The following is a 12,698-nucleotide window of genomic DNA, read 5'->3' on the forward strand; positions in this document are numbered from 1 at the left end:
AGACGGCTCTCGGGTGACGCGGAGTCACCCGAGAAGCTCGTTTTTTACTTATTCTGCGCGAGTACTCCAGCCGCTTGCCGCAGAAGCAGCGTTGGCAGCTTTGTGTAAAGCCTCGTTGGTAAGGTGCGCGTAGCGCATTGTGGTTTTGGGCTGAGCATGCCCAAGTATCTGACCGATGACGTACAGCGATTGTCCCGAACTGGCTGCATGCGAAGCCATGCTGTGTCTTAAGTCGTGTATCCGGACATCTGGTAGCCCAGCAGCTATTCTTGCACTATTCCACGAATTGTAGATCGAGTGGAAAGGTTGTCCCGTCTTCGGGTTTGGCACGACGTAGGGACAACCTTCGACACGCGGGAGCGCCCGCAACACCGCCACGGCGTCGTCGATGAGGGGCACGTGCCGTGGCTTTCCTGTTTTGCTGGTGGGGATGCGCCACATTCCCCGGTCGAGTTGGAGCTCCTCCCACTTGGCGTCAAGGAGTTCTCGCTTGCGGCACCCGGTCATCAGGAGCAGCGCGACGATGGGCGCCAGCATCGGGTTGGGGCTGTCCTCGACCGCCTTGCGCAGCCGCCGCGTCTCTTCGGCGGTTAGGAAGCGCTCCACCTTGTTGTTCGGGTCGCGCTGCTTCACGCCCTCCAGCGGGTTCACCTCGGAGCCGGCGACGCCCCATACCTTCGCCATCCGCATCATGTGCGACAGGATCACCTGCCAGCGGTTGACGGTCGCCTGCGCGTAGCCCTCGCGGACCTTGGCGCCGAGCCACTCCACGATCTCGGCCTGCTCCAGTTGGTTGATCCGCCGCTTGCCGAACTTGGGCAGGAGGTGGAGGCGCAGGTAGCGCTCGTCTATGTCGGCGCTGCGCTTGTACGATCGCGCGTGCTCCAGGTAGCGCTCGGACAGCTGGGTGAGAGTCGGCACGGTGCGCTCTACCTTCCGCTCCTCGGCAGGGTTCTTACCGACGACGACGCGCGAGCGGACGCGGATCGCCTCCCGCTTCGCCTCCGCGAACGAGAGGTCCGCGACGCCCCCAATCTTGTACTGGCGCTGCGCGCCGTTCGGGTCGCGGTACTTGAGGGCGTAGGTCTTCGCCCCGCTCTGATGGACCTCGACCATGAAGCCGGTGACCGCTTCGTCGCGGTACACGACCTTCGATTTGCCGTCCGGGCAGCGGAGTTGCTGCACAGTCACGGCGTCCAACTTGATGACAGGCATGATGCTTTTCCTTTCGGATGATGGGTGGTGGTGGTTCGTCTGAGTGCCCCGCTGGCGCGCGCGGCGGGGCGGGCATGGGGGCGGCACCCGCGACGCCGGATCGGTGCCGGGCGGGGCGCAGGCGGGGCAGGTCGGGACAGCCGCGGCGGCGCCGCGCGGTGCGTAGGTGGGCCAGCACGGGGGCCGCGACCGGTGGCGCGTTCTGCGGCGCCGGTGCGGCGGGGGGCTGGGAGGCAGGTGGCGGCAGGCTCGGCGACTTTCGTCGCACCGGTTTCATCCCCCATACCTTCTTGGTTCTGCTACCTCCTGCCCCCCGTGGTGCCGCCGGTGCGTGCCCGATCCACGGTGGCGCGGGACGGGCTAGAACTTGTCGCCGGGTGGTGGCTTCGGCAGCCCCGCTTCGTCGTAGAGACTCTTCGTCTCTGGTTTGACCCACGTGTCGGCAGGCGGCTGCCTGAGCTGGACGGGCCACTTCATGATCCCGCCGTCCCGCTTCTTCGGCTCGCCGTAGAGTTCGCGCAGCGCTGTGCCGCACTCCTTCGCTTGTGCATTGGTCGGCTGCTTGTAGCCGATGCAGCGCAGCACCTCGCTCGCTGTCATGTGGACCGGCGGCTGACTCGGGTCGATCGCCTCCGCGACCTGCTCGCCGATCGCGCTGGCGGCGCGGTGGCGGGCGTTCCACGCGTCCAGGGCGGCGTCCTCATCTCGCGTGAGCCACCACGTCGCCCCCTCGCGGACGCGCCCGGCCAGCTGCGCGAACAGCTGTTGCGTGTCGATGTCGTGGAGGTAGTCGAGCCCCTCGACCGCGATCGTCCACCAGCGCGAGTTGCCGGTCGGGTCGATGAGGAACGAGGCGTCGTTCACCGTGGCGGCGAACACCGTGCGGCGCGGGTACACCGACTCCCGCCGCTCGTAAGGCCGCCGGACCTTGTCGACGTCAGCGGTGACGAAGCTCTTGAGCGGCGGCAGTTCCCTGCGGAGCGTGCCTTCCAGCTCGCCCAGCTCCACGATCCAGTTGTTCACGGCGCCCAGCAGGCTGTCCTTGTTGCTCCAGTCCATGTGGTGGTCGAGGCGGACCACCTCGTTGCGCAGCGCGTCGTCGGAGACGAGCCGCTTGATCCAGCTGGTCTTGCCGATGCCCTGTCGGCCCTGCAGCACGAGCACACCGCGGGCCTTGAACGTGTCGCCCGGCAGCGCCGCCGCCGCCGCGCTGAGCAGCCACTTGGTGACTAGCGTTTCCTTGAGGGACGGCGGGTAATCCTCCGCGGTGGTGACGGTCGCAAGGATGTCCGGCAGCCGGTCGCGCCCGTCCCACGGCTTGCTGGCGATCCAGTCGGCGACGGGGTTGTAGGCGTTGTCGTCGCCGATCGCCTGGACGAACTCTGCGAGGTGGCGGGTGGACAGGCCGTGCTTGGTGCCGCGGCTGAAAATGCGCGACATCCGCACGTTGGCGGCGTTGTCGGGCGTTCCCGCCTCGCCGGGTATGGTGATCTCCAAGTCCTTCTTGACGGTGTTGTACCGCACCGTGATCCCCTCGTGGAGGAGCATGTGCGCGACATTGGGTATCGTAGTGGGCAGGCGGTTCGTTCCCGGCGGCGCGGCGTCGGGCCAACCGGTGATTGGGTTCTTCATTGTCATTGTATGTGCTCTCGCTTGCGACCGCTGCGGACGGCCGACTGTTTGCGCCATGCTCGCGCATGACGACGCGCGGCCCCCATGAGGCATCCGCGGCTCCGAGTTATGCTGGTCGGTGTCGTGTCGGTCTGGCCGACGTGCGGCTGGCTTTCCCTGCCGAGCGTGCCGTAGCTGCGCTCGGGCGGACCGATGCTGTTCTACGAGCCACTCGCCGGACGTTCTTGGCTGTCCCACGCAGCGGCCGTTCAGCCGGTTGTGCGGGCGTTCCCTGCCGAGCGCATTTGCTTATGCGCGGGGCTTTAACGGCACGGGTTTGTAAGCGTTTGTTTTAACACGATTATCTGTCGGCGTTGTCGTCCGGATGACCGCGAACGGCGGCGTGCTCTAGTGAAGGTGATAGGTCTTGTTCTCGTCCACCCACCAAAGCTTGGTGGCGGCTGCTTTCCCCCGATGCCGCGCCAGCACGCGGCCGATGAACTCGGGATCGAGCAACGTGGCGAACTCGACCGCGTCCATGATGTCAGCGCGTTGATCCAGCCCAGTGACGATGCAGGCTTGGATCAGCAGTGCCACCAACTCGTCATGCGGTAGGTTCCGTTGTTCTTCGGCAAGAGTGTAGATGCTGGCGCGGCGGGCTGTGTAGTCCGCAAGCGACGTGTCGGCGGGCGCCACGACTTGCCACTCGTCGGCCCCGCGGTCGAACCGCCAGTAAAAGGTGCGCCCCCACAACTCGTATGGCCCAACGAGGTCGGGAGCGCCATCGACCGGCCGTTCCGGCATGCCGAAACAATACTTGAAGTGGGCACGTACTCGCCAGCCGGTTACGGTCACGAACATTCTATTTCCCCGCCATTCTGCCGAGACAGCGCTACGGCGCGTCGTCCGTTCCCACGTACGTGAGCAGCAGGGTGGAACGCTGGGCTGACCGGGACCGCCGCTCGGACAAGTGCGCCGACACCGTCAGCGCGACGGCGGCGGCGCCGATTGCGGCGGCGCAGTGTGCGGGCGCCTTGAAGGCCAAGCCGAGTAGGCCGACCGTGGCGAGCAGCTGGAGGGTGCGCCGCGGGTGCACCACGGCCGCCATGAGCAACAGGATGAGCAGCACCACGGACAGCGCTAGGGCGAGGTACTGGACGATGGCGAGCACGGCGAGCGCCGTCAGGAACTGGATGAAGTCGCGCACGGAGAGTTCTCCTTATCAGCGAAAGAGAGCGAGCAGCGCCAGGTCGGCGTCGTCGGGCACGATGATGATGGTCGCGTGGGTGCTGCCCATCGTGAACACGAGCCGGCCATAGCCGTCGTGGCGGGACAGCCAGTCCCAGCCGGGCTCGAAGCCGGGCTGCCCGTGACGCGTCCCCGACAGCGGGTCGACAAGGGGCGAGAAGCCGGCCTCTGCCGCGACGGCCGCCTCATCGTCGCCGGGCTCGACCAGCAGGATGTCAGTCCAGTCGGTCAGGTCGTGCTCGCCGCTGGTCAGCAGCGCGATCTCCGCCACGAGGGCGGCGCGCATCGGCGGCGGGAGCGGCAGGGTGAGCGCCCGCGCGGCGGACGCGCGGTCGTGGACCAAGATGGTCATAGTCTGTTCCTTTCGAGGGTAAAAAGAAAGCGCCCGCGGCGGGATGCCGGGACGCTGCGTGTCAGTCGGGGTCGTCGGTCAGGCCGGCGTGAGGTGATCCCTGCACAGGACCAGGAGGCGCGGGTCGGTGTCGGGCCGGTCGGGGACGAGCAGGACGTGGCCGAACCCGTCGTCGCTCAGGACGAAGGCCAGCTCGAACCAGCCGCCGTGGTCCTCGATCCACTCCCACGACGGGGCGAAGTCGGGGTCCCCTTGGCGGCTGCCGTCCACGAGGTTGGCGTCGGGCGGGAAGCCCAGCGCCGCCGCCGCCTCCGCCGGCCCGTCGCCGGGCTCGACGGCGTGGAAGTGGGCAAGGTCGCCCAGGTCGAGGCCGGGCTCGCTGTCGTCCTCCAGCTGCCGGGCGCGGGCGGCGAGAAGGGCGCGCAGCTGCGGGTCGAGGGCGGGGTCGGCTACGGCCGCCCTGACGGCGGCTCCGGTGGTGAAAGATTGCATACGGTTGTCCTCAAACGGAGAAGGCCCCGCGGAGCTGGTCCACGGGGCCTCGGGGGCTGGCGTCCGCGCGGGGCGGACTTCGTTGGTTTTGCTAGGCGAGCGCTTCGAGAGGCCTCGCCGGGGAGGTCGAAACGGCGGTTCGGGGCCGATCGGGTCAGGCTCGGGATCGACCATGCCGCGGACTGGCCGTCCCATCACCCGAGCCTGCGTGGTCAGAGCTGCTTGTACGAGAGGATAACGTTGCCGCCATCGCTCTTGTGGGCGCCGAACTCGGCGCGTCCCTGGCCCTGGCTCCACTCGGCGCGGGCTTGGCAGGTGATGAAGTTGGGGTAATCATTCATCACCCGCTCCACCTCGTTGAGCTCCAGTATCTCAGGCTCGCGGCCCTTTGACATCTGGATGATCTCCGGCGCGAGCGACTCGCACGTGTAGTCCGCCGGAGCGGCGCGATCCTGCGCAGGAGGCGAACTGCCGCCGCCGGTGAAGTAAAGAAGGGCGACGATCCCGGCGGCCACCGCGGCGCCGATCTTCTGCTGTTTGGTCATGGTGGTTCTCCCTTTTGGTGGTGGATGTGCCGCGGACGCGCGTCGTCGCGCCGGGGCGAGCGTGTCGCGCCGACGTGCCGTATGTGTGCCGCATGTGCGTCGTCGCCCTCTCGTCGGGAGCGACCTTCGGCTCAGACCCTCGTGCCGCCCCTATGTACCTCTCGGGAGCGGCGGCCGAAGCCGGATGTTCGAAACCTGACCGTAGGCACAGGCGCATGCGCCTTTACCGTTGCCGGCTGGACATACGCGCATGCCACCCGGCCTCGAACATGCGTTCGCGACCGAGTTCCTACAGGTTGAGGTTTCGACGCCCCGCCCCCCGGCTTTCACGGGAGGCGCTGCGATCATGGTCAGGCTGGCACGCCCGCGCAATAGGCCTGTGCAGGCCTGGTGCGAGGCTTTTCAGCCCTTCCATAAAAAGATACCGATTTTCGCGCGTGCTCAGCTGCGACATCGTGTGCCGTGTTGGCTAAGTCTGGGTTCAGAACTGTGAGTGGAGCGGACCTGTTGGCCATACCGGATTACCAAGCGCTGATGCTGCCAGTGCTGCGCGAGGCAGCTGTCGGCGAGACGCGCGTGCCTGCCGCCGCCGAGAGAATCGCCGACCAGCTCGGCTTGTCCGAGGAGGAGCGGGAGGAGATGCTGCCTAGCGGCCGCCAGCGCGTGCTGCACAACCGGCTGCACTGGGCCAAGTTCTACATGACGAAGGCGGGCCTGATCGACAGCCCGAGCCGCGGTCGGTTCGTCGCCAGCGAGGAGGGGCGCGCTCTTCTAGCGCGGACCCCGACGGCCATCGATATTGACGTGCTGAGCACCTTCCCACCCTTCCGTGAATGGTATCAGAAGACAGGCGAGAGCGCGGGCGAGGAGGAGTCGGCCACGAAGGCGGCGGTCGCGTCGGAGGCTACGCCCGAAGAGCAGATCGACGCTGCGTATGCTGCCATCCAGGCGGCGCTCAAGGCCGACCTGCTGCAGCGGGTCCTAGGGCAGACGCCCGCCTTCTTCGAGCGGCTGATCGTCGATCTGCTGGTCGCCATGGGGTACGGCGGGACGCACGACCGGGCCGCGCTCCAGCTCGGCAAGAGCGGCGACGGCGGAGTGGACGGCGTGATTGACGAAGATCGCCTTGGGCTCGATCGCATCTACGTCCAGGCGAAGCGGTACGCGCCGCACGTCGGGGTTGGCAGGCCGGAGATACAGGGGTTCGTTGGGAGCCTCGTTGGGCTAGGTGCAACCAAGGGCGTGTTCGTTACCACGTCGAGCTTCAGCACGCCCGCAGGAGAGTATGTTCGTCACATCCCACAGCGCGTAATTCTCATTGATGGCGAGCGGCTGGCGGCGCTGCTGGTCGAGCACGACGTTGGTGTGCGCGTGAGCCGAACGATTGCGGTGAAGCGAGTCGATGAGGACTTCTTTGCCGACGACTGACGTGCGCTGACCAGGGCCACGCCCGAATTAACCCGATCCAAGCATAGATCGAGCAGTCTGGATCGCGCCGTAATCCGGCTTCGCTGCATCTGCCGCTCAGAGTGAGCCTAACTACTGCCACCTAATCCTATGTCTGCCTCTGGACTCGATGAAGCCATCATCGCACCAACTCCTTGGGACATGAGGAGCAGATGCTGGTGACACGCGAGTTCATCCTTCAAGGGCTTACCGCTCGCACTCACGGCGATGTCGTTCGCGAGCTGTTCGACGTGGCAGATGTGCAGCGCTCGATCATCAGCGTCGCATTCCTGATGGAGAGCGGCATCAACCAGATAGCGCCGAAGTTTGCGGCGCACGCGGGGAACACGTCGGTATTCGCAGGCATCCGGAACGACATTACGTCGTATCAGGGCATGAAGCGGCTTCTCGATGCCGGTGTGGCGCTGCACGCTGTTGACACCGGATCCCGGCACCTGCTCTTCCATCCGAAGCTCTACTACGTGCGGGGCAAGAAGCTCGCTCGGCTGTCGATCGGCAGCGCGAACCTGACTCTGGGCGGCCTCAACAACAACATCGAGGCCGGCGTCCTGCTCGACTTCGACGTTGACGACAAGGACGACGCCAAGTTTTTGAAGGAGCTGGAGAAGCAATTCGATGGCCTGACCGCGGCGCACCCCGACAACATCTTCCGTATCAAGAAGGTGAAGCGGTTAAACGAGTTGCTTGCTGCCGGCCTACTGGCCGATGAGGCACATATGCCGCCGCAAAAGCCGACCACGTCGGCCAAGCCGGGCAGCTCTGATCCCACGCCACGTATGAAGATGGCCGTACCGGCGATTAAGAGTTCTCCAAAAAAGGCGAGCAAACCCAAGCTGTCGGTTCCGGTCGTCCCCGTGATTATCGCCTCTGACGGTGGGCCGGTGCCAGCGGCGGCTCCAGCCGTCGGGAGCGCAGGCGTTGGTTACGAGGTGGTCTGGATCAGCAAGGACCTCACCGAACGCGACCTGACGATCCCCACCGGGGACAACACCAATCCCACCGGATCGATCAACCTCGACAAAGGCCTGATGGAGGCGGAGGTCGATCACCGCCACTACTTCCGCGATGAAGTGTTCCCGTCCCTGATCTGGACGCCCCGGTCGGCAACTGTGGATGAGGCGGTCGGCACCTTTCAAGTCGTTCTCAAGGGTGTGGACTATGGCTCGTTCGACATGAACATCAGGCACACGACCAGCACCACGTCGAAGTCCTACCTGCAAAAGAATGCCATGACGCGATTGTCCTGGGGCGAGGTCGCCGCAGAGGTAAAGCGTCCCGACCTGATTGGCCGTTCCATGGCGCTCTACCGTGACCTAGCCGATCCAACCAAGTTCATGATCGAGATCGATTAGGTGACCACCTCTTCCTCGCTGGACGTACGTTGGCGGCGATCCCGCAGCTTGCGCCATCCTTCGAGGGTGGCGTCCTGCTTCGCTTTCGATAGGCCCAGACCGCCGAGGACAATGCGTCCCTGACGCGCCAGCGTGGCATGCGTCGCGTCGTTACGGATGGATCGGTCGAGCTGAGCCAGGTCCACTTGCACGTCCGGCAAGGGCACGACCAAGCGCTCGATCTCGGACGGGATCAGCTCCAGCACGCCGCCGCCGTAGTGCCGACCTTCCAGCTCTGCGCTGAGCGCAGTCAGCGGGTTGACAAAACAACCGACCAAATGCTCGCCGGAGATGTCTTTCGTGCGAATTCGGTATGCGGTGTCCGTCGTGTAAGCGCCAATCCTGTTTAGGATCAGCCGCGGTGTGTCGTGCGAGCGTTTCAGCATGCCGACCTCTGTCGAGTAGACCGAAGGAACCTTAAACCAGGGTGTGCGTATCCGGCACTTATAGCGGGTCTGCAACTTCTGCTTCTCGCCCATCTCAATGTAGCGCTTAGGGCCTTTGGCCATCTTAGCCGGCGAGTCGTCAAACCAAAGGAAGTTGGTGGGCGTACCCTTGTCAGCATTCGCCGAGTGCTGGTTCTCGTCGTAGATGATGCCGGGGCAGTGTCCGCTGCGCCCGAACATGGGATGCGCGTATTTCTCAAGTCCGTATTCTTCAACGGTTTCATCTGATACTAAAAAGAAGGCATTAGCACCGGTCACGATGCCGACGTCAACGCGGGCGATGTTCTCGAACCGGTGAACGGCTTTGTGGGCCTCGATCTCGTCGAACAGGGTGCGTGCCTCAAGGTCGAGTAGCGCGCGGGTCCACTTGCCCTCCACGGTCTTGCCGTTGATCGTCTGGGGCGCATCGAAAATCTCCGCCGGAGAAATGCGCAGGAATTCACGACCGCGCACCGGATAGATGCCGAGACCTTCCTCCTTCTGAGCGGGACTGGATCGCTTCTCGGCCATCAGGATCACGGCGCCTTGCAGCGTACCGTCGAACCAGAGCTCTTCTGGGTCGATGATGACTAGTCGACGGCACTGACGACCGAGATAGCTGCGCAGCGATTGCGCATGCGTGACGTGGATGATCTCGGCCGGCACTACCATCGCGAGGCGCCCGCCTGGACGCAGCAGCGCCATCGCAGCCAGGATGAAAGGCACCCAGGCGTTCGTGTGTTTCGTGAATCTCAAATCCAGCTGACTGAAAATCGCTTCCGAGCGAGCCTGGAAGGCCGGCGGCAGGAATTGGTAGCGGACAAACGGCGGATTGCCGACGACTGCGTCGAACCGCTCGCCACCATCATTCATGTTGTCGAGCGCCCAACCGAGGAAATCCTCGTTGCGTACGTCGGCCTTGTTCAGCCCGAGCTCCGAGGCGCGGCGCGACGCCTTTCCGGCCTCGATATCGTCTAACTCAAACGCCGCCAGTTCAGACTTGGCGAAACCCTTTACCGTGGCCATAGCTTGGAAGAACGCTCCGTCGCCGCAGCTCGGTTCAAGGACGCGCTTCGGAGCGAGTTCCTTGACCCACGAGGCAATGAAGGCGGCGAGATCGGGTGGGGTGTAGTACCCACCGCGCAGCTTTTGAGCCGTTTGATCAGCTATAAACTTCAACTCAGTCTCCTCGATCGGTCGAAGGAGCACCGATTTCGTCTTGGCGGAGTCCTCTCGCCAAGGAGCCGCTAAAGTCTCCGTGTCGGGGATCCCGTGCAAGAGAGCACCGGGCTACACGACGCCGAACCGTCCATGTCGACGCCGTGTATGCCCAGCCGGAACGCCGTTCGCAATATGGGTTTGCACGGCCCCACAGCCCGCTCAGCTAGCTTTCCTCCGCCGGCCGCAGGAGGAGCATGGTCTCGCGATCTACCGGCAGCACGGCCTTGCCTCCTTCTCAATCTCATCGCCCTGCGCGTCTGCTGCGGCGGCGCCTAGCTTTGCACTCCGAACCTCGTGAGCAGGGTGGAAGGGAGATTTGCTCACGCTCGCATGCGGAAAGCGAGACGCTTCTCGACGCCCGTCATACGGCAGCGCCACTGGCAAAGAGCCTCGCTGACGCCGTAAGCGTTCGCAATCGCCGCCATCGACAACCCGCGGCCACGCCTCTCCAACAGGGCTAGTTCAGGCAGAAGAAGGGCGGCGCCGAGCCAATCCGCCTCCTCCTCCTGATCGGCCGAGTAGTCCGAAAGTAAGACCAGCCCACTCGGCGATACAGACACGTCAGCAGGTACGTGTTCGAGTGTGATATGGGCGATCTCGTGCATCAACGTCGCCGTCTGCCGAGTTTGAGGGTGTGCTGAGTTGAGAACCACCACGTGCGTTCCCTCCTCGTACAGCGTCATGCCTGACCAACTGTCGGGGTCTCGTTGCAACAGCTGTCTCGCATGCTCCGGGTCTAGCTCAAGCTCGTCGGCACCAAACACCATCGCGCCGAGCGCGTTCGCATACTCCCACGGGCACAGCTTGTCAGTGGGTTGAAGCCCAAGACGCTCTCTCGCAGCTACTGATCTGCGCTCGGCGTCCGCCTTGAACCCGCGCCGCATCCTACTCGCCGCGCTCCAAGTCCGCGCGGGCTTGCCTTGCACGCTGCGCGGCGAGGATCAGCGCGCCAAGAGACGTTGCTGTTTCCTTCGAGACTGTTGGCTTCTTCCGAAAATGAGCCACCGCGCGATCCGGCACGGCTGACGACGCATCGCGCTGAACACCGAGGAAGCGCGAGGGATCGACGTCAAGCCATCGGCAGATTTTCGCGAATGTGGCAAGATCGGGCAGGTTGCCGTTCTCCACTCTGGACAAAGTAGCAGGACTGACGTCCGCTTCTACCGCGGCAGCCCGAATGCCCCTCGCGCCCCGCTTTCTCGCGATCAGCCGTCCCAGCTCCTCGATGGGAAGCGTCATAGATTCTCCAACACCGGCGGTTGACTCGGGTCCGGCGCACCCTTACTGTCTCACTCGTAAGACAAGTCGCCTCACGGCTGAAACTGCCTTACGTCTGAAACGTTCGAATCATTTGTACGCCTGAGAGTCAAGGGCGGGGTGGTTCGGCGCAGCGAAGGAAGTAGCACATGAGCAAGGGAAAGAGTGGAGGCTCCTATCGGAGCGCGATCTCGGGTCGGTACGTCACGACCGCGCACGGGCAGCGTAGCCCGGGCACGACGGTGCGCGAGGCCAGCGGCAGGAGCGGAAGCACGGGCGGCTCCTACCGCAGCGCGTCGTCCGGCCGCTTCGTGACGGCGGCGCACGGAAAGCGCAGTCCCGGCACCACCACGCACGAAAAGTAGAGTTTGAGGCGTCGCTGTCGAACAGATGGCGTCGCCTCTTTTTGTACTCACGGTTGAGAAGGACAGATGACATGGGCGGATGTACAGCGCCGGTAAGGGGGCACCGATCGGCCGCCGCAGCAGCCGACTGCCCGGCTTGCGGCAGCCGGTATGGGCGCAGCTATGGTGGCCTACAGAGTTACCGGCCGTCGTACTCGCTCTCGTCATATTCCCCATCTCCGAGCAGTTCGGGCAGCCGCGAGGGCGGGTCCGGGCGCCGCACCGTCAAGCCGCGCTGGTCGGGCGCCGGCTCTGCCGTCTTTTATACGCCGGAACAGGTGCAGGCGCTGACGCCCATTCGCGAGAACGTCGAGAGTTTGGCGGCGTCTCGGCCCGAACTGCGGGACGTGTTCCTGTGTCACGCTTGGGATGACCGGCAGGGCTCCGCCAAAGAACTGCATGATCTGCTGGAAGCGCGCGGCGTCCGCGTCTGGTTCAGCGAGAAGGACTTGGGTCTCGGAGTGCCGATGATGCGGGCGATCGACAAGGGTCTGGTGAACTCGCGTGTCGGCATCGTTTTGGTGACCCCGGCTATGCTGCGTCGCCTGCCGGCGGAGGGAGTCGCAGACAAGGAGCTTTCGGCTCTCCTTCGGCGTGAGCGGCTGGTCCCGGTTGTGCATGGTACGACCTACGAAGAGTTGGAGCAGGTCAGTCTGTTGCTGGCGTCCCGCGCCGGCTTGAGCACCGCCGAGGAGTCGATGGCGCAGGTCGCCGCCAAGATTGCCGAACTCGTCGCCGCATAGCACTAATGGGTCCTCGCTGGTGCAACAGCCTTGCCAAAGCGGCCTAGGTGTAACCCACGCAATCATAAGCTCCCACCAGCGACCCACCGGAAGGCACTTACGGAAGGAGCAGCGACGCGTCCCCGTAAGAGTAGAAGCGGTAGCCATTCTCGATCGCATGGGCGTAAGCCGCCTTCATCCTGTCCAGCCCCGTCAGCGCCGAGACCAGCATGAACAGCCTCGTTTGCTGTCTTCAAGGTTTGAGCGCCTTCGTAAGCGTCCGGTCTTCTCCGCCTTGCTGACGAGGTGATGCGCAAGCCACAGGTGCGGCACTGTGGCAGACACCGG

14 protein-coding genes and 1 pseudogene are annotated in these 12,698 nt (G+C 64.5%); 4 read left to right on the top strand and 11 right to left on the bottom strand.

All coding sequences use genetic code 11. The features are described from left to right. Positions 1–48 precede the first annotated feature (48 nt). The 7 genes from Q0579_RS11745 to Q0579_RS11775 all read right to left on the bottom strand — a co-directional run bounded on the left by Q0579_RS11745 (position 49) and on the right by Q0579_RS11775 (position 5,463). A complete protein-coding gene (locus Q0579_RS11745; RefSeq protein WP_298812418.1) occupies positions 49–1,215 on the bottom strand; it encodes a site-specific integrase in 1,167 nt (388 codons plus the stop codon). A 360-nt stretch (positions 1,216–1,575) separates the two neighbouring features. Next, a complete protein-coding gene (locus tag Q0579_RS11750) occupies positions 1,576–2,847 on the bottom strand; it encodes a VapE domain-containing protein (RefSeq protein WP_298812421.1) in 1,272 nt (423 codons plus the stop codon). 387 nt (positions 2,848–3,234) lie between these two features. Beyond that, positions 3,235–3,687 carry a hypothetical protein gene (locus tag Q0579_RS11755; RefSeq protein ID WP_298812423.1) on the bottom strand — a complete coding sequence of 151 codons (453 nt, stop codon included), beginning with the start codon at positions 3,685–3,687 and terminating at the stop codon, positions 3,235–3,237. A 31-nt stretch (positions 3,688–3,718) separates the two neighbouring features. Beyond that, positions 3,719–4,033 (bottom strand): hypothetical protein, encoded by a 315-nt coding sequence (locus Q0579_RS11760; protein ID WP_298812427.1) that lies wholly within the window; start codon positions 4,031–4,033, stop codon positions 3,719–3,721. A 15-nt stretch (positions 4,034–4,048) separates the two neighbouring features. Further along, positions 4,049–4,426: a hypothetical protein gene (locus Q0579_RS11765; protein WP_298812430.1), complete on the bottom strand. Its 378-nt coding sequence runs from the start codon at positions 4,424–4,426 to the stop codon at positions 4,049–4,051. Between the two features lie 78 nt (positions 4,427–4,504). Further along, complete coding sequence (locus Q0579_RS11770; RefSeq protein ID WP_298812432.1) at positions 4,505–4,918, bottom strand: hypothetical protein; 414 nt, start codon at positions 4,916–4,918, stop codon at positions 4,505–4,507. A 212-nt stretch (positions 4,919–5,130) separates the two neighbouring features. Next, complete coding sequence (locus Q0579_RS11775; protein ID WP_298812435.1) at positions 5,131–5,463, bottom strand: hypothetical protein; 333 nt, start codon at positions 5,461–5,463, stop codon at positions 5,131–5,133. 534 nt (positions 5,464–5,997) lie between these two features. Here Q0579_RS11775 and Q0579_RS11780 point away from each other — a divergent pair. Together Q0579_RS11780 and Q0579_RS11785 are read left to right on the top strand one after the other, a co-directional pair. After that, the gene (locus tag Q0579_RS11780) at positions 5,998–6,891 is read left to right on the top strand and encodes a restriction endonuclease (protein WP_298812489.1); all 894 of its coding nucleotides are present in this window, start codon (positions 5,998–6,000) and stop codon (positions 6,889–6,891) included. A 191-nt stretch (positions 6,892–7,082) separates the two neighbouring features. Further along, the gene (locus Q0579_RS11785) at positions 7,083–8,282 is read left to right on the top strand and encodes a phospholipase D-like domain-containing protein (protein WP_298812438.1); all 1,200 of its coding nucleotides are present in this window, start codon (positions 7,083–7,085) and stop codon (positions 8,280–8,282) included. Here Q0579_RS11785 and Q0579_RS11790 read toward each other — a convergent pair. The 3 genes from Q0579_RS11790 to Q0579_RS11800 form a co-directional block, all read right to left on the bottom strand. After that, on the bottom strand, positions 8,279–9,925 hold the full coding sequence (locus tag Q0579_RS11790) for an N-6 DNA methylase (protein WP_298812440.1): 1,647 nt from the start codon (positions 9,923–9,925) through the stop codon (positions 8,279–8,281). The genes Q0579_RS11785 and Q0579_RS11790 overlap by 4 nt on opposite strands. Positions 9,926–10,287: 362 nt before the next feature. Continuing rightward, complete coding sequence (locus Q0579_RS11795; RefSeq protein ID WP_298812443.1) at positions 10,288–10,851, bottom strand: ImmA/IrrE family metallo-endopeptidase; 564 nt, start codon at positions 10,849–10,851, stop codon at positions 10,288–10,290. Between the two features lies 1 nt (position 10,852). Next, on the bottom strand, positions 10,853–11,206 hold the full coding sequence (locus Q0579_RS11800) for a helix-turn-helix transcriptional regulator (protein ID WP_298812445.1): 354 nt from the start codon (positions 11,204–11,206) through the stop codon (positions 10,853–10,855). 167 nt (positions 11,207–11,373) lie between these two features. On the opposite strand from Q0579_RS11800, the gene Q0579_RS11805 reads away from it, so the two are divergent. Both Q0579_RS11805 and Q0579_RS11810 read left to right on the top strand, forming a co-directional pair. Continuing rightward, a complete protein-coding gene (locus Q0579_RS11805; RefSeq protein ID WP_298812447.1) occupies positions 11,374–11,589 on the top strand; it encodes a hypothetical protein in 216 nt (71 codons plus the stop codon). 317 nt (positions 11,590–11,906) lie between these two features. Next, positions 11,907–12,371, top strand: a complete 465-nt coding sequence (locus Q0579_RS11810; protein ID WP_298812450.1) for a toll/interleukin-1 receptor domain-containing protein — start codon at positions 11,907–11,909, stop codon at positions 12,369–12,371. A gap of 97 nt (positions 12,372–12,468) precedes the next feature. Here the strand turns inward: Q0579_RS11810 and Q0579_RS11815 are convergent. Next, positions 12,469–12,597: pseudogene (locus tag Q0579_RS11815) on the bottom strand (S-adenosylmethionine:tRNA ribosyltransferase-isomerase); the annotation flags it as partial. Positions 12,598–12,698 lie beyond the last annotated feature (101 nt).

The organism is uncultured Sphingomonas sp., from assembly GCF_936927845.1.
In the GTDB taxonomy this organism is placed as follows: Bacteria; Pseudomonadota; Alphaproteobacteria; order Sphingomonadales; family Sphingomonadaceae; genus Sphingomonas.

Coding starts and splice junctions, on each gene's coding strand:
- Q0579_RS11775 (WP_298812435.1), bottom strand. CDS start 5,463: ATGACCAAACAGCAGAAGATCGGCGCCGCGGTGGCCGCCGGGATCGTC.
- Q0579_RS11785 (WP_298812438.1), top strand. CDS start 7,083: ATGCTGGTGACACGCGAGTTCATCCTTCAAGGGCTTACCGCTCGCACT.
- Q0579_RS11770 (WP_298812432.1), bottom strand. CDS start 4,918: ATGCAATCTTTCACCACCGGAGCCGCCGTCAGGGCGGCCGTAGCCGAC.
- Q0579_RS11750 (WP_298812421.1), bottom strand. CDS start 2,847: ATGAAGAACCCAATCACCGGTTGGCCCGACGCCGCGCCGCCGGGAACG.
- Q0579_RS11800 (WP_298812445.1), bottom strand. CDS start 11,206: ATGACGCTTCCCATCGAGGAGCTGGGACGGCTGATCGCGAGAAAGCGG.
- Q0579_RS11780 (WP_298812489.1), top strand. CDS start 5,998: ATGCTGCCAGTGCTGCGCGAGGCAGCTGTCGGCGAGACGCGCGTGCCT.
- Q0579_RS11795 (WP_298812443.1), bottom strand. CDS start 10,851: ATGCGGCGCGGGTTCAAGGCGGACGCCGAGCGCAGATCAGTAGCTGCG.
- Q0579_RS11755 (WP_298812423.1), bottom strand. CDS start 3,687: ATGTTCGTGACCGTAACCGGCTGGCGAGTACGTGCCCACTTCAAGTAT.
- Q0579_RS11765 (WP_298812430.1), bottom strand. CDS start 4,426: ATGACCATCTTGGTCCACGACCGCGCGTCCGCCGCGCGGGCGCTCACC.
- Q0579_RS11745 (WP_298812418.1), bottom strand. CDS start 1,215: ATGCCTGTCATCAAGTTGGACGCCGTGACTGTGCAGCAACTCCGCTGC.
- Q0579_RS11805 (WP_298812447.1), top strand. CDS start 11,374: ATGAGCAAGGGAAAGAGTGGAGGCTCCTATCGGAGCGCGATCTCGGGT.